The 19,018-nt window shown below is 68.1% G+C and carries 18 protein-coding genes; 4 read left to right on the plus strand and 14 right to left on the minus strand.

The window, feature by feature from the left end:
- Positions 1-58: 58 nt before the first annotated feature.
- The 9 genes from AC1M14_RS20175 to AC1M14_RS20215 form a co-directional block, all read right to left on the minus strand.
- Positions 59-1,849, minus strand: a complete 1,791-nt coding sequence (locus tag AC1M14_RS20175; RefSeq protein ID WP_479730331.1) for an aminopeptidase P family protein — start codon at positions 1,847-1,849, stop codon at positions 59-61.
- A gap of 23 nt (positions 1,850-1,872) precedes the next feature.
- Entirely contained in the window at positions 1,873-2,706 is an 834-nt protein-coding gene (locus AC1M14_RS20180) for a M55 family metallopeptidase (protein ID WP_102774462.1), read from the minus strand.
- Between the two features lie 22 nt (positions 2,707-2,728).
- Positions 2,729-3,823, minus strand: a complete 1,095-nt coding sequence (locus tag AC1M14_RS20185; protein WP_479730332.1) for a DmpA family aminopeptidase — start codon at positions 3,821-3,823, stop codon at positions 2,729-2,731.
- A 103-nt stretch (positions 3,824-3,926) separates the two neighbouring features.
- Positions 3,927-4,826, minus strand: coding sequence for a glutathione ABC transporter permease GsiD (gsiD, locus tag AC1M14_RS20190; RefSeq protein ID WP_102774460.1), 900 nt, complete (start codon positions 4,824-4,826; stop codon positions 3,927-3,929).
- A gap of 7 nt (positions 4,827-4,833) precedes the next feature.
- The gene (gene gsiC / locus AC1M14_RS20195) at positions 4,834-5,754 is read right to left on the minus strand and encodes a glutathione ABC transporter permease GsiC (RefSeq protein ID WP_102774459.1); all 921 of its coding nucleotides are present in this window, start codon (positions 5,752-5,754) and stop codon (positions 4,834-4,836) included.
- 91 nt (positions 5,755-5,845) lie between these two features.
- Positions 5,846-7,399 carry a glutathione ABC transporter substrate-binding protein GsiB gene (gene gsiB, locus AC1M14_RS20200; RefSeq protein WP_209164977.1) on the minus strand — a complete coding sequence of 518 codons (1,554 nt, stop codon included), beginning with the start codon at positions 7,397-7,399 and terminating at the stop codon, positions 5,846-5,848.
- 64 nt (positions 7,400-7,463) lie between these two features.
- Positions 7,464-9,347 carry a dipeptide ABC transporter ATP-binding protein gene (locus tag AC1M14_RS20205; protein WP_479730333.1) on the minus strand — a complete coding sequence of 628 codons (1,884 nt, stop codon included), beginning with the start codon at positions 9,345-9,347 and terminating at the stop codon, positions 7,464-7,466.
- A gap of 44 nt (positions 9,348-9,391) precedes the next feature.
- Complete coding sequence (locus tag AC1M14_RS20210) at positions 9,392-10,372, minus strand: isoaspartyl peptidase/L-asparaginase family protein (RefSeq protein ID WP_102774456.1); 981 nt, start codon at positions 10,370-10,372, stop codon at positions 9,392-9,394.
- Positions 10,369-11,244, minus strand: a complete 876-nt coding sequence (locus AC1M14_RS20215) for a MurR/RpiR family transcriptional regulator (RefSeq protein WP_102774455.1) — start codon at positions 11,242-11,244, stop codon at positions 10,369-10,371. The genes AC1M14_RS20210 and AC1M14_RS20215 overlap by 4 nt, the downstream gene beginning before the upstream one ends.
- Before the next feature lie 181 nt (positions 11,245-11,425).
- Between AC1M14_RS20215 and AC1M14_RS20220 the strand changes: the two genes are divergently transcribed.
- Positions 11,426-11,887, plus strand: coding sequence for a GNAT family N-acetyltransferase (locus tag AC1M14_RS20220; RefSeq protein ID WP_209164978.1), 462 nt, complete (start codon positions 11,426-11,428; stop codon positions 11,885-11,887).
- 93 nt (positions 11,888-11,980) lie between these two features.
- Here the strand turns inward: AC1M14_RS20220 and AC1M14_RS20225 are convergent, their stop codons facing one another.
- The 3 genes from AC1M14_RS20225 to AC1M14_RS20235 all read right to left on the minus strand — a co-directional run bounded on the left by AC1M14_RS20225 (position 11,981) and on the right by AC1M14_RS20235 (position 13,943).
- A complete protein-coding gene (locus tag AC1M14_RS20225) occupies positions 11,981-12,631 on the minus strand; it encodes a CoA transferase subunit B (RefSeq protein ID WP_111826613.1) in 651 nt (216 codons plus the stop codon).
- A gap of 11 nt (positions 12,632-12,642) precedes the next feature.
- Positions 12,643-13,341 carry a CoA transferase subunit A gene (locus AC1M14_RS20230; protein WP_102774452.1) on the minus strand — a complete coding sequence of 233 codons (699 nt, stop codon included), beginning with the start codon at positions 13,339-13,341 and terminating at the stop codon, positions 12,643-12,645.
- A gap of 152 nt (positions 13,342-13,493) precedes the next feature.
- A complete protein-coding gene (locus tag AC1M14_RS20235) occupies positions 13,494-13,943 on the minus strand; it encodes an acyl-CoA thioesterase (protein ID WP_181391011.1) in 450 nt (149 codons plus the stop codon).
- Between the two features lie 112 nt (positions 13,944-14,055).
- On the opposite strand from AC1M14_RS20235, the gene AC1M14_RS20240 reads away from it, so the two are divergent.
- The 3 genes from AC1M14_RS20240 (at position 14,056) to AC1M14_RS20250 (ending at position 17,018) form a co-directional block, all read left to right on the plus strand.
- Positions 14,056-15,702, plus strand: a complete 1,647-nt coding sequence (locus tag AC1M14_RS20240; RefSeq protein ID WP_479730334.1) for an electron transfer flavoprotein-ubiquinone oxidoreductase — start codon at positions 14,056-14,058, stop codon at positions 15,700-15,702.
- Between the two features lie 42 nt (positions 15,703-15,744).
- A complete protein-coding gene (locus tag AC1M14_RS20245; RefSeq protein WP_479730335.1) occupies positions 15,745-16,596 on the plus strand; it encodes an NAD-dependent epimerase/dehydratase family protein in 852 nt (283 codons plus the stop codon).
- A gap of 77 nt (positions 16,597-16,673) precedes the next feature.
- Positions 16,674-17,018, plus strand: a complete 345-nt coding sequence (locus AC1M14_RS20250; protein ID WP_102774449.1) for an antibiotic biosynthesis monooxygenase family protein — start codon at positions 16,674-16,676, stop codon at positions 17,016-17,018.
- A gap of 16 nt (positions 17,019-17,034) precedes the next feature.
- Here AC1M14_RS20250 and ltaE read toward each other — a convergent pair whose 3' ends face one another.
- Together ltaE and AC1M14_RS20260 are read right to left on the minus strand one after the other, a co-directional pair.
- The gene (ltaE, locus tag AC1M14_RS20255; RefSeq protein WP_102774448.1) at positions 17,035-18,045 is read right to left on the minus strand and encodes a low-specificity L-threonine aldolase; all 1,011 of its coding nucleotides are present in this window, start codon (positions 18,043-18,045) and stop codon (positions 17,035-17,037) included.
- A 34-nt stretch (positions 18,046-18,079) separates the two neighbouring features.
- Positions 18,080-18,967: a DMT family transporter gene (locus tag AC1M14_RS20260; protein WP_102774447.1), complete on the minus strand. Its 888-nt coding sequence runs from the start codon at positions 18,965-18,967 to the stop codon at positions 18,080-18,082.
- Positions 18,968-19,018: the final 51 nt, after the last annotated feature.

Below are 19,018 nucleotides of genomic sequence, written 5' to 3' on the forward strand. Positions count from 1 at the left end.
GCGCGTGTGCTGCGTCCCTGTTTTATCGCGGCCCGGCGCGCCGCCGGGCCGCGGCCGTTCAGATCGCCGCCGTGCGGCGTTCCAGCCAGGCCAGCGCCTCGCCCTGGACCAGCGGCGACAGGCGGTCGTACACCGTGCGGTGATAGTCGTTGAGCCAGGCGATCTCGTCGGGGCGCATCAGCGAGGGCTCGATGCAGCGCGTGTCGATCGGGCACAGCGTCAACGTCTCGAAGCACAGGAACTCGCCCAGCTCGGAAGTCAGCCAGGCGCGGTTGGCCACCAGGTTCTCGATGCGCACGCCCCAGCGCCCCGGGCGGTAGATGCCCGGTTCGTTGGAGGTGATCATGCCCGGCTCCATCGCCGTGTGCGGACCCGGCGCGGCGCGGTACGAAATGACCTGCGGCCCTTCGTGCACGTTCAGGAAATAGCCCACGCCATGTCCCGTGCCGTGGCCGTACTCGGCTCCGCCTTCCCAGATCGGCGCGCGCGCGATGGCGTCGAGCATGGGCGACGGCGTGCCGCGCGGAAACGAAGCGCGCGACAGCGCGATCATGCCCTTGAGCACCAGCGTGAAATCGACCTTCTGGTCGGCGCTGGGCTCGCCCACCGCGACCACGCGGGTGATGTCGGTGGTGCCGCCCAGGTACTGGCCGCCCGAATCGATCAGCAAGAGCCCGTCGCCTTCGATCACGGCGTGCGACTCGGGCGTGGCGCGGTAATGCGGCATCGCGCCGTTGGCGTTGAATCCGGCGATGGTGGCGAAGCTCGGGCAGACGTAGCCGGGCCGGCGCGCGCGGGCCGCGGTGATCTGCTCGTCTATGGTCAGTTCGGTGATGGTCTGCCGGCCCTGCGCGCCTTCGAACCAGGCGAAGAATTCGCACAGCGCCGCGCCGTCCTGCGCCATGGCCTGGCGCACCTGGGCCAGTTCGGCGTCGGTCTTGCGCGATTTCAGCAGCGTCGACGGATTGATGGCCTCGACCCGCGGCACGGCCGGGTCCATCGCATGGAACACGCCGCAGGTCACGCGCGCCGGATCGATCAGGAGTTTCTGGTCCCGTTCCAGCGAGGCCAGCGCATCGGCCGCCTGGGCGTAGTCGGCCACCTCCACGCCGTCGCGCGCCAGCAGCGCGCGCAGGGCGGCGTCGATCTTGCCGTCGGCCACGAACAGCGTGGCGTGGTCCAGGCCGACCAGCGCATGGCCGACGAACACCGGGTTGTAGTCCACGTCCGCGCCGCGCAGGTTGAAGAGCCAGGCGATGTCGTCCAGCGTGCACAGGAAATGCACGTCCGCACCGTGTGCGCGCATGGCTTCGCGCACCTGCGCGAGCTTGTCGGCGCGCGTGACGCAGGCCTCGGGCGCCACGTGGTCGTAGATCGGCGCGGTCGGCAGGCCGGCGCGGCCGGGCCAGATCTCGTCGAGCAGGTCCAGCCGGATCTCCAGCGCGGCGCCGCAAGACGCCGCGGCCGCCGACAGCGCGCGGAACGCGCTCAGCCCCAGTACCTGGCCGTCCACCCCGATCACGTCGCCCGGGCCGGTGTTGGCGGCCAGCCAGTCGACGTGGCCGGGCGTGGACGCCAGCGCGATCTTCATCAGCTGCACGCAGGTCCCGGCCAGCTGCGCCTCGGCCTGCACCCAGTAGCGGCTGTCGACCCACAGGCCGGCGAAATCGGCGGTGACCACCAGCGTGCCGACGGACCCGGTGAAACCGGACAACCAGCGCCGCCCCTGCCAGCGCTCCGGAAGATATTCGGACAGATGCGGGTCCGAAGACGGGACGATATAGGCGGACAGGCCGCGGCGGCTCATGGCCTGCCGCAATTGGGCGATACGGGCGTCGGTGCTTGGCATGGAATCCTCGAAGGCTGTGGGCCCTAGCGCAACATGAAGGACATGGCCGCCAGGCTGTTGAGCGTGCGGATGGCGGACTGCATGCTGTCGGTAGTGAACCGCAGGGTCGCGCCATCGACCCGCTCCAGGCTGGGCCACATGCAGAACAGGTCGGCCAGGGCGGCGCTTTGCGTCTGCAACCGGCATTCTATAGGGGCGGGAATGCGGAAAGGAACGGCCTTGCCGGCGCCGCCCGCCTTCAGTTTGCGCACCGCGGTCTCGGCGGCCGCGGCGATCGCGCGGCGCGAGGCGGCCGGCGACAGGGTCACGCCGCTGCCCTGGCCATGCGCCGTCTTGGTCTGCACCCATTCGGCGCCGGGGAAGAGATCGCGGGTTTCTTCGATGAACACGTCGTCGCCCGAACCCAGGATCACCGGCACGCCCATCTCCCCGGCCAGCGCGCCGTACAGGCCGGCCTCCCCCAGCTCCATGCCGTTGATGAACACGCGCGCGAAGGCGAAGCTGTTGATGGTGTGGGCCAGGATGCCGCGGCCCTGCGAGCGCGAGTGGTAGCCGATCATGACGACGGCGTCGCAGCCCTCTTCCAGCCCGCCCATCATGCCCAGGTAGCGCGGCTTGCCCAGCACCAGGCGGGCGCGCTCGTCCAGGCCGTCGGGCAGCAGGTTGCGGAACCCGCCATGCGAATCGTTGACCAGGATTTCTTCCGCGCCTCCGGCGATCGCCCCCAGCACGGCCGCGTTGGCCTCGGCGGTCATCCAGGCGCGGGCGCGCTCGTATTCGCCGTTGCCGGCGCGGACCTGCTCGGAATGGAAGACGCCGGCGACGCCTTCGATATCGGTGGAGATGAGGATCTTCATGGGGAGTGCCTTGGGTGGAGGTTCAGAATTCCGTGTCGGCCAGCCACTGGCGCCAGTGCGGCGCGGCCTCGCGGATGGCCGCGCGCCGATGGCCGTCGCGGCCGGTCACGGCCTCGGCGCGCCACAGCGCGGCGATGATGGCCTGCTCGCAGGCCTCGGCGGCCGCCTCGAACAGCGGATCGATGCGCGCCTCGTGCAGCATGGCGAGCGCGGGCATGGGCCGGTCGGGCTGTTGCGGCACGGTGTAGGCGGTGGAAAACGCCAGCGCGATGTCGCCGCTGCCGTGGCCGAACACCGAGCCGGTGCGCGCCAGGCCCGCGCCCGCGCGCAGCGACAGGCGGCGCAACTGGCGCGAATCCAGCGGCGCGTCGGTGGCCAGCAGCAGGATGATGGAGCCTTTCTCCGGCGCGATGGCGGCGTTCTCCGCCACACCCGCCTGCCCGCCGGCGACTTGCTGGACCAGGCGGCGGCCGAACGGCCGGCCGGCCACGGTCAGGTTGGGCAGCCGGCCGAAGTTCGCCAGCACCAGCGCGCCCACCGTATAGGCCCGCTCGCCTTCGATGGCGGCCACTCGCGACGCCGAACCGATGCCGCCCTTGAAGGAAAAACAGGACATGCCCCGGCCGGCGCCCACCGCGCCCTGCTCGAAGCACTTGCCGGCCGCGGCCAGCGCCTGCGCGTAGTGCGCTTCCTGCACCGCCAGCGCCTGGATGTCGTTCAGGTAGCCGTCGTTGCACTCGAAGACCAGCGGATTGACGGTGGCCATGCCGCGCCCGATCTCGGGGTTGGCGGCCACGGCGGCGCGGATCTGGGCATTGGCCACGGTGCCCACGCCGAAGGTGTTGGTCAGGCCGATCGGGGTTTCCAGCACGCCCAGTTCCTGCACCTGGACCAGGCCCGTGCTCTTGCCGAAACCGTTCAGCACGGTCGCGGCCGCGGGCGTCTTGTCCAGATAGGGATCGCCGCCGTGCGCACGCACCACGGTCACGCCGGTCTGCAGCGCGCCTTCCGACAGCGTGCAGTGGCCGACGGTCACGTCGCCCACGTCGCAGATCGAATCCAGCGGACCCGCGGGCAGGCGCCCGATGCGGGGAATTTCCAGCACTTGTTTTTCCATGCTTGCTGCGTGTCGCCACGCTCCAGAATGCAAAACACCGCCGGTCTTCGCCGCCGGCGCGCGCCAGCGCGCGCGTTGCGCGACGAAGAACGGCGGCGAAGGATTACTTGCGGTCGATCTTGGGATCGAGCGCGTCGCGCAGGCCGTCGCCCAGCAGGTTGAACGCCAGCACGGTCAGGAAGATCGCCAGGGCCGGGAAGATCGCCACGTGCGGCGCGATCACCATGTCGGCGCGGGCCTCGTTGAGCATCGCGCCCCACTCGGGCGTGGGCGGCTGCGCGCCCATGCCCAGGAAGGACAGGCTGGCGGCGGTGATGATCGAGGTGCCGATGCGCATCGTGCCGTACACCACGATCGGCGAGATCGTGCCGGGCAGGATGTGGCGCATGATGATGGTCCAGTCGGACGCGCCCACGCTCTTGACGGCTTCGACGTAGGTCATCTGCTTGATCGACAGCGTGTTGCCGCGCACCAGGCGGGCGAAGGCCGGCACGCTGAACACCGCCACGGCGACGATCACGTTGACCATGCTGGAGCCCAGGATGGCGACCACGCCGATGGCCAGCAGCATGCCGGGGAACGCCAGCAGCACGTCGGAGATGCGCATAGTGATGCGCTCCCACCAGCCCTGGTAGTAGCCGGCCATCAGGCCCATGAAGGTGCCGACGACGGCGCCCATGGCGACCGACAGGAAGCCGGCGGCCAGCGAAATGCGCGCGCCCATGATGATGCGGCTGAAGATGTCGCGGCCCAGCGAGTCCACGCCCATCCAGTGCGCGGCCGAGGGCCCGGCGTTGAGCGCGTCGTAGTCGAAGTAGTTTTCCGCGTCGAACGGCACGATCCACGGCGCGAAGACCGCGACGGCGACCAGCAGCAGGACGAAGATGCCGGCGCCGACGGCGAGCTTCTGCTTCTTGAACTTGCGCCAGAACTCGGTGGCGGGGGTGCGCACGTCGTTCTTGGGCGCGGCGGCGAGGGTCGCGGCGGGGGTGGTATTGCTCATGGCCGCCTCACTTGTAACGGATGCTGGGATTGATGACGCCGTAGAGCACGTCGACAATCAGGTTGATCAGGATGAATTCCAGCGAAAACAGCAGCACCAGGCCCTGGATCACCGGATAGTCGCGCTGGGTCACGGCGTCCACCAGCAGGCGGCCGAGGCCGGGCCAGTTGAACACGGTCTCGACCACGATGGAGCCGCCCAGCAGGAAGCCGAACTGCAGGCCCATCATGGTGACCACCGGGATCAGCGCGTTGCGCAGCGCATGCTTGATGACCACGCGTTTCTCGGTCAGGCCCTTGGCGCGGGCGGTGCGCACGAAGTCTTCCTGGATGACTTCCACGAAGGAGGCGCGGGTGAAGCGGGCCATCACCGCGGCGACGGCGGCGCCCAGCGTGATGGACGGCAGTATGTAGTGTTGCCAGGTGGAGGCGCCCACGGTCGGCAGCCAGCCGAGCTTGACCGAGAAGATCTCCATCAGCATCATGCCCAGCGCGAACGCGGGGAACGAGATGCCCGACACCGCCAGCGTCATGCCGAGGCGGTCGGGCCAGCGGTTGCGCCACACGGCGGACACGATCCCGATGACCATGCCGAACGCCACCGACCAGACCATGCTGGCGATGGTGAGCCACAGTGTGGGCATGAAGCGGTCCGCGATTTCCGTCGACACCGGGCGCTTGGTGCGCAGCGAGGTGCCGAGGTCGCCTTGCAGCATGTGGCTGAAGTAGCGCACGAACTGCTGCGGCAGGGGCAGGTCCAGCCCGAGCTCCTGGCGCACGAGTTCGACGGTCGCCTGGTCGGCGTCCTGGCCGGCGGCCAGTCGAGCCGGATCGCCCGGAAGCATGTGCACGAACAGGAACACGACCACGGCCACCAGTAGCAGCGTGGGGATCATGCCCAAAAGACGTTTGACGATGTAGGTCAGCATTGAAATTCCTGCGACATCGGCGGGGACACCGCGTCCCCGCCGTATGCGGCCTTACTGTGGGGCCTGACGGCCCCGGGGGTTGCTGCTAGGGTTACTGCTTCAGGTCGATGTCGCCGAACCAGAACGAGGTGTCCGGCTCCACGTACACGCCCGACAGGTTCTTGGACTTGACGTACAGGTTGCTGGCGGTCACCAGGAAGGCCCACGGAGCGTCCTTCCAGATGGTTTCCTGGACGTTCTTGTAGATTTCCGCCTTCTTGGCGCGATCCGTCGTGGCCAGGGCCAGCTGGATGCCTTCGTCGACCGACTTGTTCGAGTAGTACGACACGTTGTTGAGCACCGGCGGGAACGCGGCGGTGGTCAGCAGCGGACGCAGGCCCCAGTCGGCCTCGCCGGTCGAGGACGACCAGCCGGCGTAGTACATGCGGACCTTGGCGTCCTCGGGCTTCTGCACCTGCTGCACGCGCTGCACGCGCTGGCCGGACTCCAGCACCTCGACCGAGACCTTGATGCCGACCTGGGCCAGCTGCTGCTGCAGGAACTGCACGACCTTCACCGAGGTGCCGTCGTTATAGGCGGACCACAGCGTGCTTTCGAAGCCGTTGGGGTAGCCGGCTTCGGCCAGCAGGGCCTTGGCCTTCTTGATGTCGTACGGCCACGGACCCGTCTTGTGGGCGAAGTCCACGCCGGCCGGCACCACGCCGTCGACCACGCTGGCGTAGCCCGAGAAAGCGACCTTGGCCAGGGCTTCCTTGTTGATGGCGTAGTTGATGGCTTCACGCACCTTGACGTTGTCGAACGGCTTTTGCTGCGTGTTCATGGCGATGTAGCGGGCCATGATCGAGTTCTTGTTGTCGACCACGTCCAGCTTGTCGTTCTTCTTCAGCACGGCGGCCTGCTCGTAGGGCACCGGGAAGGCGAACTGCGCCTCGCCCGTCTGCACCACGGCGGCGCGGGTGTTGTTGTCGGTGACGGTGCGGAACGTCAGGGTGTCGATCTTGGGATAGCCCTTCTTCCAGTAGCCGTCGAACTTCTTGACCTTCAGGTATTCGGCCGGTTTCCATTCGACGAATTCGAACGGGCCGGTGCCCACCGGGTGGAAGCCGATTTCCTTGCCGTACTTGGCCAGGGCGGCCGGCGAGATCATCATGGCGGCCGGGTGGGCCAGCGCGTTGATGAAGGCCGAGAACGGCTTCTTCAGCGTGATCTTGACGGTCATCGGATCGACCACTTCGGTCTTCTCGATGACGCTGAACTGGATGTAGCGCGACAGGCGGTTGTCCGGGTTGGACGGACGGTCGAAGTTGACCTTGACGGCTTCGGCGTTGAAATCGGTGCCGTCATGGAACTTCACGCCGGGACGCAGCTTGAAGGTGTAGACCAGGCCGTCTTCGCTGACCGAGTAGTCGGTGGCCAGCACTTTCTGGATCTTCAGGTCCTTGTCGAACTCGAACAGGCCCTCGTAATAGGCCTTGCCGGCAGCCTGGTTCAGCGTGCTGTTGGTGTTGTACGGATCGAGCGTTTCCAGCGCAATCTGGACGGCGAACGTCACGTCCTTCGAGGCGTGCGCCAGCGGCGCGCTGAGCATGCCGAAGGCCACGGCGGCGGCGGCCATCAGCTTGGTGGGGCGCAGAACTTTCATCATTGCAACTCCTGGTTCCGTGAGGAATTAGGGGGTTTGGTGGAAGAAAAACAAGTACGGCAAAGACTCAATACGCTCCGCCGACCGCATGGCGGGCGACGAAGTGATCCGTTCCGACCTGCACCAGCGGCTGCACCACCGGCTCGTCGCCCAGTTTGCGGATCGGGCTTGGGATTTCATCGGACAGCAACGCGCGCTTGAGGTGGCGGCGCGCCGGATCGGCGATCGGCACGGCCGACATCAGCTTCTTGGTGTACGGGTGCTGCGGGTTCTCGAAAATGGCGCGGCGCGGGCCGATCTCGACGATCTGGCCCAGGTACATCACCGCCACGCGGTGGCTGACGCGTTCGACCACGGCCATGTCGTGCGAGATGAACAGGAACGAAATGCCCATGTCGCGCTGCAGGTCGATCAGCAGGTTCACGATCTGCGCCTGGATCGAGACGTCCAGCGCCGACACGGATTCGTCGGCGATCACCACCTTGGGGTTCAGGGCCAGGGCGCGCGCGATGCAGATGCGCTGGCGCTGGCCGCCGGAGAATTCGTGCGGATAGCGCTGCGCCATCTCGGCCGGCAGGCCGACGCGCTCCAGCAGCTCGGCCACGCGGCGTTCGGCGTCGCGGCCCTTTGCCACGCCATGCACCAGCAGCGGCTCCATGATGGAGAAGCCCACGGTCACGCGCGGGTCGAGCGAGGCGAACGGGTCCTGGAACACGAACTGGATGTCGCGGCGCAGGGACTGCAGCTCGTTGTTCTTCAGGCGCACGATGTCGCGCCCGCCGAAGCGGATCTCGCCGCCCTGGCTGTCGACCAGGCGCAGCAGCGAACGGCCGGTGGTGGACTTGCCGCAGCCCGACTCGCCCACCAGCGACAGGGTTTCGCCGGGGTACAGGTCGAAGCTGACGCGCTCCACGGCGTGCACGCGGCGCTGCACGCGGCTCAGGATGCCGCCGCGCAGGTCGAAGCGGGTGACCAGGTCGCGCACGCTCAGGATGGGCTCGCGCTTGGCCTCGCCGGCCTGCGGCGCGCTGACGGCGGGCGCTTCCTCGGGCTGGGCCTGGCCGTCGACCTGCAGCAGCGGGAAACGCGCCGGCAGGTCGGTGCCCTGCATGGCGCCCAGCTTCGGCACGGCCGACAGCAGCGCCTTGGTATAGCGGTGCTGGGGCGCGGCGAACACCCGGTCGGACGGGCCTTCCTCGACCTTGTCGCCGCGGTACATGACCAGCACGCGGTCGGCCACTTCGGCGACCACGCCCATGTCGTGGGTGATGAACACCACGCCCATGTGCATTTCTTCCTGGAGCTGGCGGATCAGCTGCAGGATCTGCGCCTGGATGGTGACGTCCAGCGCGGTGGTGGGTTCGTCGGCGATCAGCAGCGCCGGCTTGCAGGCCAGCGCCATCGCGATCATGACGCGCTGGCGCATGCCGCCCGAGAGCTGGTGCGGGTAGCGGTCCAGCACCGACTTGGCTTCCGGGATGCGCACCTGCTCCAGCATGCGCAGGGCTTCGGCGCGGGCCGAGGCCGCGTCCTTGCCCTGGTGCTGGCGGATCGATTCGGCGATCTGGTCGCCGGCCGTGAACACCGGGTTCAGCGAGGTCATCGGCTCCTGGAAAATCATGGCCATGTCCGCGCCGCGCACATTGCGCATGACGCGCTGGCTGGAGCCGGCCAGGTCGATCACGGAGCCGTTGCGCCGGCGCAGCGCCATGCTGCCCTGGGCGATGCGTCCGCCGCCGTGCTCGACCAGCCGCATGAGCGCCAGCGACGTCACCGACTTGCCCGAACCCGATTCGCCCACGATGGCCAGGGTTTCGCCCCGGTCCACGTGGAACGACAGATTGCGCACGGCTTCGACCGTGCGCTCGGAACCCACGAAGCGCACCGTCAGGTCGTCGACCTGGACCACGCGGTTATCCGGCAGCGCCAGGCTGTTTGCGCGATCAACCATCTTTTTTGATTCCCCAAATACTGAAAAAATGAACCTGCCGCCGCTTATCGATAGATCGCGGTGACCGGCTTTTCGCCGACCCGGGCGTAGCCCCGGTACATGCCTTCCGTGTTGAACGGCAGGGCCACGTTGCCCTGCGCGTCCACGGCCACCAGGCCGCCCTTGCCGCCGATGGTGGGCAGCTTTTCATGCACGACGCGGTCCGCCGCCGCTTCCAGCGTGGCGCCGCAGTACTCCATCTGCGCCGCCACGTCATAGGCGGCGACCATGCGGATGAACATCTCGCCGGTGCCCGTGGTGGACACCGCGCAGGTCTTGTTGCTGGCGTAGGTGCCGGCGCCGATCAGCGGCGCGTCGCCGACGCGGCCGACCTGCTTGTTGGTGATGCCGCCGGTGGACGTGGCCGCCGCCAGGTTGCCCTGGGCGTCCACCGCCACCGCGCCCACCGTGCCGAATTTCTTGTCGGCGTCCAGCGGATCGGCCGGCGCGGGCTGGCCGCGCGCGACCAGGGCCTGGCCGTCGTGGTCCAGCACCGCCGCTTCCGGCGTCTCGCGCTGCACGCGCAGCAGCTGCTCGCGGCGGGCTTCGGTGGAGAAGTACGACGGATCGACCAGCTCCAGGCCCTCTTCCTTGGCGTAGGCTTCGGCGCCCTCGCCCACGAAGAACACGTGCTTGCTGTTTTCCATGACCTTGCGCGCGGCGAACACCGGGTTGCGCACGCGGTGCACGCCGGCGATGGCGCCCGAGCGCAGCGTCGCGCCGTCCATGATGGCGGCGTCCAGCTCATGGGTGCCGGCGCTGGTGAACACGGCGCCGTGGCCGGCGTTGAACAGCGGGCAGTCTTCCAGCAGGCGGACCGCTTCGGTCACGGCGTCCAGCGCGCTGCCGCCCTGGGCCAGCACCGCCTGGCCGGCGGCCAGGATGGATTCCAGCGCGTCGAGGTATTCCTGTTCTTTCTCCGGCGACATGGCCGCGCGGGACATCGCGCCGGCGCCGCCGTGGATCGCGATCACGGGTTGAATCATCGTTTACCTACTCCATGGATGAGCCACGGCATGACGGACTGGGTCACCCCAGCGGCGGCCGCGACGGAATTCTTGGCCCGATAGGCCACCGCCGCCGACAGGGCTTCGATCAGCCCGAGCGCGGCGGTTTCGGAATTGGGACTGAGCTGGCGCGCGGAATACGCGTACAACACCACGGAGGCCGTGGGCGCCAGCGGCGAAGTGGGCTTGTCGGTCAGCACCAGCACCGGCACGCCGGCCTGGCGGGCCGCGCCGGCCAGGGTCACGGTGTCGGCCAGGTAGCGCGGAAAGCCGATGGCGATCACCAGGTCCTGGGAAGTCATGCGCGACATCTGGCGCGCCGCGTGCGAAACGCCGCCGGGTCCGGCCAGCGATTCGACCGAATGCAGATGCATGCACAGGCCGCGCTGCAGCAGCCCCGCCAGGAAACCGCTGGCGCCGAAACCGATGATGAACACGCGTTCGGCCGCCAGGATGGCCTGCACCGCCTGCTCGCAGGCGGCCGCGTCCAGCGACTGCAGGTTGCGCTGCGCGTTGCGCACGTCCTCTTCCAGCGTGGCGGCGAAGATCTGCACGGCGCTGGCCGAATGGGCCAGCTCGGTGCGGAGCTTTTCGACCGGCTCCAGCGCGGCCTCGAAGCCGCGCGCCAGTTCGGCGCGGAATTGCGGATAGCCCGGCAGGTCCAGGGCGCGCGCGAAACGGTTCGCCGTGGCCACGGACACCCCGACCGCCGCGGCGAATTCGTCGATGGTCATGGTGGCGACCCGGAACTGGTGCGCCAGCACGTAGTCGGCCATCTTGTGCTGGGTGCGGCTCAACGCGGGCTGGGCCCGGGCGATCCGATCAGCGATCGTGAGTGCGGCCTTGGTCATCGGGAAAGCGGGGGAATGTGTAGCGGAGATCTATGTAAATCTGTTTACATGCAAATTTTAGATAAGAAAATAGATTTTCATACTAGGGGTATACCCGCGTAAAAATGTAACGGAGCGGCCTGAAAAGCGGCGCCGGCATGCGGTACCCTATCCGCCCCTCCCTCTCCTGCCGCACGCCCCCATGCCCGTCTGGACCTGCAAACCGCACGCCGCCCTGACCACCGCCGAGCTCTACGCCATCCTGCGCCTGCGCTCCGAAGTCTTCGTGGTGGAACAGAACTGCGTCTTCCTCGACATGGACGGCAAGGACCTGAACGGCGCGACCGAACACCTGATGGCCTGGCAGGACGGCGCGCTGCTGGCCTATTGCCGCCTGCTGGAACCGGCCCTGAACGACGGCCGCGCCGTCATCGGCCGCGTGATCACCGCGCCGGCCGCGCGCGGCGCCGGCCTGGGCCACGAACTGATGCGCCGCGCCAAGGCCGAGGTCGAACGCCTGTGGCCCGGCCAGCCGGTGTACCTGGGCGCGCAGGCGCGGCTGCGCGGGTACTACGGCGGACACGGGTTCGTGGTGGTCACCGAGGAATATATGGAGGATGGCATCCCGCATGTGGGGATGTTGTTGGAAGCGGGCGGGGCTTGATCGAAGGACGGCTCCAGCCGCCCGTCCTTTCCGCAAAAAACAAAAACGCCCCTCGCGGGGCGTCGAAAGACTCGGGCGGTCAACGGCGCGGCATCACACGCCGGACACGTCGAGCTTGGCCTGGGTCTTGGACTGGATTTCGTCGGCCGTCACGCCCGGAGCCAGTTCCAGCAGCTTCAGGCCGTTTTCGGTGACTTCCATCACGCCCAGGTCGGTGATGATCAGGTCGACCACGCCCACGCCCGTCAGGGGCAGCGTGCATTCGGGCAGCAGCTTGATGTCCTCGGTGCCGTCCTTCTTCTTGGCCACGTGCTCCATCAGGACCACGACGCGGCCCACGCCGGCCACCAGGTCCATGGCGCCGCCCATGCCCTTGACCATCTTGCCCGGGATCATCCAGTTCGCCAGGTCGCCCTTTTCGGAGACCTGCATGGCGCCGAGGATGGCCAGGTTGATCTTGCCGCCGCGGATCATCGCGAACGAATCGGCCGAGGAGAAGATCGAAGAGCCCGGCAGCGTCGTCACCGTCTGCTTGCCGGCGTTGATGAGGTCGGCGTCGACCTCGTCGTCGGTGGGGAACGGGCCGATGCCCAGCAGGCCGTTCTCGGATTGCAGCCACACTTCCACGCCCTTGGGCACGTGGTTGGCCACCAGGGTCGGCAAGCCGATGCCCAGGTTCACGTAAAAACCGTCTTGCAGTTCGCGCGCGGCGCGAGCCGCCATTTCATCGCGGGACCATGCCATGTCTGTTCTCCTTAGGCCGGGCGAGTGGTGCGTTGTTCGATGCGCTTTTCGGGCGTGGCGTTGAGCACGATCCGTTGCACATAGATGCCGGGCAGATGGATCTGGTCGGGGTCCAGGCTGCCGGTGTCAACGATTTTCTCGACCTCGACCACGGTCAGCTTGCCGGCCATGGCGACGTTGGGGTTGAAGTTGCGCGCGGTCTTGCGGAACACCAGGTTGCCGCTGCGGTCGGCGATGTAGGCCTTGACCAGCGACACGTCCGGCACCAGCGAACGCTCCATCACGTACTGGTGGCCGTCGAATTCGCGGATTTCCTTGCCGTCGGCGACGATGGTGCCCACGCCGGTGCGGGTGAAGAAGGCCGGGATGCCGGCGCCGCCGGCGCGCAGCTTCTCGGCCAGCGTGCCCTGCGGCGTGAATTCGAGTTCGAGCTCGCCCGACAGGTACTGGCGTTCGAATTCCTTGTTCTCGCCCACGTACGAGGCGATCATCTTGCGCACCTGCCGCGTGTTGAGCAGCTGGCCGAGGCCGAAGCCGTCGACGCCCGCGTTATTGCTCACGCAGGTGAGATCCTTGACGCCCGAATCGCGCAACGCGGCGATCAGCGCCTCCGGAATGCCGCAAAGGCCGAAACCGCCGACGGCAATCATCTGGCCGTCCTTGACGATGCCTGCCAGCGCCTCCTGCGCGCTTGCATAAACCTTGTCCATCGCTCCAACTCCTAGTTAAGGTAAAACCGTAGAGAGCCCGTCCCGCGCCGCAACGGACCCTGTTTTTCCTGTTGCTATTGTGCTTTGCGTTCGATTTTACCGGCATGACCGGCCGGCGCCATCGCCATTTTGCCGCAGTCGCGGCGCGTCCCTCAGGCGGCCGGCGTGAACATGGCGCCCAGTTGCGCCAGCACCTGCTGCGGCCACGGGGCGGACACGTTGGCCACGTAGTCCATCCAGACTAGCACGTTGCGCCCGCGCGCATAGGGGCCGCTCGGGTCGCCGGCCTTCTCCAGGGTCAGCTCGAATTCGGCGCTGGAACGGCCGATGCGCGTGACCGTGTGCTTGACGAGCACGTCCGCGGGATAGGTGAAGGAACGCAGGAAATCGCAGGATGCGTGAGCCAGGATCAGGCCCGTCTCCGAGGGCAGCTTGAAGCCGGCGCCATAGAGGATCTGCATCCGCGCCTCTTCCATGAGCCGAAAATACAGCGTGTTGTTGAGATGGTTCAAAGCGTCGGAATCGCCCCAACGCAAAGGCAATTCCGTCTGGTGGGTATCGCCCACCGCAAGAATCCGTGCAGACAGATTGTCCGGGTTCACCAATAACTCCTGATGGCTGAATGAAATACGAAGGCAGGCATGGCTCCGCCTGCAATACAATCGCCGATAATACTTCCAGCCAAATATGGAATACATACGGGGAGCTTTGCAAATGTCTGAACGCGAGTCGATGGAATATGACGTGGTCGTGGTCGGCGGTGGACCCGCCGGCCTGGCCACTGCTATCCGTCTGAAGCAGTTGGCCGCTGAAAAGAACCAGGAGATCGGCGTCTGCGTACTTGAAAAAGGCGCTGAACTCGGCGCGCACATCCTGTCCGGCGCCGTCATGGACCCGCTGGCGCTGACCGAGCTGATCCCCGACTGGAAAGAAAAAGGCGCGCCGCTGAACGTGCCCGTCACGCAGGACAAGTTCCTGTTCCTGTCGGAGAACGGCGCGCGCGCGACCCCCAACTGGCTGCTGCCGCCCTGTTTCCACAACGAAGGCAATTACATCGTGCGCCTCGGCGACGTGGTGAAATGGCTGGGCGAACAGGCCGAGGCGCTGGGCGTGGACATCTTCCCCGGCTTCGCCGCGGTGGAAGTCCTGTATGACGACAAGGGCGCGGTGCGCGGCGTGGCCACGGGCGACATGGGCGTGGCGCGCGACGGCAGCCACACCGACCACTACCAGCCCGGCATGGAACTGCATGCCCGCTACACAGTGTTCGCCGAAGGCGCGCGCGGCCAGCTCGGCCGCCAGCTGATCGAACGCTACAAGCTCGACGAAGGCCGCAACCCGCAGTCCTACGGCATCGGCATCAAGGAAATGTGGGAAGTCGATCCGGCCCAGTCCAAGCCGGGCCTGGTCATCCACACGGCCGGCTGGCCGCTGGATTCCGACACCTACGGCGGCTCGTTCCTCTACCACCTGGACAACAACCTGGTGGCCGTCGGCATGATCGTGGGCCTGGACTACGCCAACCCGTGGCTGTCGCCGTTCGACGAATTCCAGCGCTACAAGACGCACCCGGCCATCCGCGGCACCTTCGAAGGCGGCAAGCGCATCGCCTACGGCGCGCGCGCCATCACGGCCGGCGGCCTGCTGGCGCTGCCCAAGCTGACCTTCCCGGGCGGCGTGCTGGTCGGCTGCGAAGCGGGCTTCCTCAACGCCTCGCGCATCAAGGGCAGCCACGCCGCCATCAAGTCCGGCAAGCTGGCCGCCGAAGCGGCCTTCGACGCCCTGGCCGCGGATCGCCGCCAGGACGAGCTGTCCGCCTATCCGCAGGCCTTCGAAGCCTCGTGGCTGCACGCCGAGCTGAACAAGGCGCGCAACTTCAAGCAGTGGTTCAAGAAGGGCCGCACGATCGCCACGCTGATGACCGGCATCGAGCAGCTGGTGTTCAAGGGCAAGATGCCCTGGACCCTGCGCCACAACAAGCCCGATCACGCCTGCCTGCAACCGGCCTCGCAATGCGCGCGCATCGACTATCCCAAGCCGGACGGCAAGCTCACCTTCGACAAGCTCAGTTCGGTGTTCATCTCGAACACCAACCACGAAGAGAACGAGCCCATCCACCTGACGCTGAAGGACCCCACCGTTCCGGTGCGGATCAACCTGGCCAAGTACGGCGGGCCCGAAGCGCGCTACTGTCCCGCGGGCGTCTATGAGTTCGTCAAGGACGACCACGGCGAGGACCGCTTGCAGATCAACGCGCAGAACTGTGTGCACTGCAAGACCTGCGACATCAAGGACCCGACCCAGAACATCGTCTGGGTGGCGCCGCAAGGCGGCGAAGGTCCGGTCTACAGCGGCATGTAACCGGCGCCGCCCCGCGGGGCGGCGCGCAATGGCGCGAATCCCATGACCGAACGCGTGCTGCTCATCGGCTGCGGCGACCTGGGCCTGCGGGTCGCCCGGCGCTTCCTGGCGCGCGGCGACGAGGTCCATGCCCTGCGCCGCCATCCGCCGGCCGACGGCCCTTCGGGCATCCGCTGGCTGCGCGGCGACATCGCCGCGCCCGGCGGAATCGGCGCGCTGCCGCAAGGCGTCACGCGCCTGATCCACCTGCCTGCGCCCGGCGCGCGCGACGCCGCGGCCTATCGCGGCGTATTCATCGACGGCCTGGCGCGGGTGCTGGACGCGCTGGACGCCTCGCGGCTGGCGCGGATCGTATTCGTGTCCTCCAGCGCCGTCTATGGCGAGCACGACGGCGACTGGGTCACCGAAGACACGCCCCCTGCTCCCCTGGGCGAGAACGGCCGCATATTGCTGCAGGCCGAGGCCGCGCTGGCGGCGCGCGGCCTGCCCGCCGCGGCGCTGCGGCTGGCGGGCCTGTACGGCCCGGGCCGGCTGCAGCTGATCGAACGCCTGCGCAGCGGCGCGGCCGGCGCGCCGCGCCAGCCCGAACACTGGGCCAACCGCATCCATATCGACGACGCCGCCGCGGCCGTGGCGCATCTGGCGCTGCTGCCCGAGGCCGCGCCGGTGTACATCGGCTGCGACGACACGCCGCTGCCCCTGCATACGCTGTACGCCGAGTTGGCCAGGCTGGCCGGCGCGCCCGCGCCGCGCACCGCGCCCGCCCCGGCCAACGTCGGCAGCAAGAAACTCAGCAACGCCCGCCTGCGCGCCAGCGGCTTCACGCTGCAGTGGCCCGACTCGCGCCTGGGCTACGCCGCGCTGCTGGCCGAGGCCCGGCCGCCGCAGACATAGTTCGCCGCGCGCCGAAGCGTGGGCCGCGCACGCGCCGGATACTGGCGCCATCCCGACACTGCCAAGGACCACACTCCATGATCGCCGTGATATTCGAAGTCGAGCCGGCCGACGGCAACCCCGAGCCCTATCTGGCCATCGCCGCGGGACTGGTCGAGGAACTGCGGGCCGTCGACGGCTTTATTTCCGTCGAACGCTTCCAGAGCCTGAGCCAGCCGGGCAAGCTGCTGTCGCTATCGTTCTGGCGCGATGAAGACGCCGTGCGGCGCTGGCGCTCGCTGGAATCGCACCGCCGCGCGCAGGAAGCCGGGCGCGGCGGCGTGTTCGCCGGCTACCGGCTGCGGGTCGCGCAGGTGCTGCGCGACTACGGCATGCACGAGCGCGAACAGGCCCCGGCCGACAGCCGCGAACGGCACGGCTGAGGTTGCGCCCGCAGCCTCAGGCCAGGTGCCGCGCCACGGCCTGGACCACCCGGCGCACGTCGTCGGCGGACACGTCCAGGTGCGTGACCAGGCGCGTCGGGCCGCCATAGACGGCGCGCATCAGGATGCCCTCGGCCGCCAGCGCGGCGGTCAGCGCCTCGCAGCGCGCGGGCTCGAATTCGGCGAACACCATGTTGGTGTCCTGGCTCAGCACCCTGACGCCGGCGATGCCGCGCAAGCCCTCGGCCAGCAGGCGCGCATTGGAATGGTCTTCGGCCAGGCGCTCGACGTTGTGTTCCAGCGCGTACAGGCAGGCCGCGGCCAGCACGCCGGCCTGGCGCAGGCCGCCGCCCAGCATCTTGCGCCAGCGGTGGGCGCGCGCGATCAGTTCGGCGCTGCCCGCCAGGACCGAGCCCACCGGCGCGCCCAGGCCCTTGGAAAAACAGATCGACACCGTATCGAAGGGTTGGCACAGCTGCGCCAACGGCAGGCCGCTGGCCACGGACGCGTTGAACACGCGCGCGCCGTCCAGATGCGTGGCCAGGCCGTGGCGGCGCGCCCAGTCGGTGGCGGCCTGCACGTAGGCGGCCGGGATCAGCTTGCCGTGGAAGGTGTTCTCCAGCGCCAGCAAACGGGTGCGCGCGAAGTGCGCGTCGTCGGCCGGCTTGAGCGCCGCCGCCAGTTTTTCCAGCGGCAGCGTGCCGTCTTCGGCGTGCTCGATCGGCTGCGGCTGGATGCTGCCCAGCACGGCCGCCCCGCCCCCTTCGTACTTGTAGGTATGGGCCAGCTGGCCCACCAGGTATTCGTCGCCGCGCCCGCAATGCGCCATCAGCGCGCCCAGGTTGCTCTGCGTGCCGGACGGGAAGAACAGGCCCGCCTCCTTGCCGGCGCGCGCGGCCACCGCTTCCTGCAGCCGGATCACGGTGGGATCGTCGCCCATCACGTCATCGCCCAGCGGCGCGGCGACCATGGCCTGCAGCATGGCCGCCGAGGGTCGGGTGACGGTGTCGCTGCGCAGATCGATCATGATTAGTCCTCGATAAATGGGATGGGGAGTCCGGTCAGTCGGCGCGCTGGGCCGGCGCGGCGCGGCTCACCACCCAGATGCCGGCCAGGATCAGCGCCATGCCGCCCAGTTCCACGGCAGTGGGCCGCTCGGACAGCAGCAGCCAGGCCAGCAGCATGGCCACCACCGGCACGCCCAGGCTGGACAGGCCGGCGATGGAGGCCGGCACCCGGCGCACGACCTGCAGCCACAGCAGCCAGCCCGCGGCGGTGGCGATCAGCACGATATAGACCATGCCGGCCCAGAGCTGCCAGCCCCATTGCGCCGGCATCTGCGGCATGAGCCAGGCCACCGGCACCATCACCAGGCCGCCGAACAGCATCTGCCACGCGGTGAACGTCATCACGTCCGGCGCGTGACGCTCGAACATGCGCTTGGACAGCACGGTGCCCACGCCCCAGCTCAGGCCGCTGCCCAGCCCCAGCAGCACCGGCCGGATGTCGCCCAGGCCGTTCCAGGGCTCGACGAAGCACACCAGGCCGACGGCGGCCAGGCCGATGCCCAGCGCGTGCGTGGCGGTGGGCCGTTCGCGCAGCAGCCACCATGCGAACAGGATCACCCAGAACGGCATGGTGTAGGCCATGAGCGAGACCTTGCCGACCCCGCCCGTCACCAGCGCGGTCTGCACGAAGCCCTGGAAGCCCGCGGTCTGGGTCAGGCCGATCAGCAGTGTCAGCTTCCACGGCGGCATGGCCAGCGGCCGGCGGGTCGCGATGGCCAGCGCGAACAGCACCAGACTGCCCGATACGTAGCGCAGCGCGACGAAATCGAACGGGCCGATGTAGGGCACGATCAGCTTCATCGCGATCCAGCTACCCGCCCAGACCAGGATGGTGCTGAGCATCAGGGCCAGCCCTGCGCGATCGAAACTGCTGCGGCTCACGTCTTCGACTCCGTGTTGTTCGAGAAAAAAAGAAGGCGCCCGTGCCGGAAA

It is taken from the genome of Achromobacter sp. SX5 (assembly GCF_056711425.1).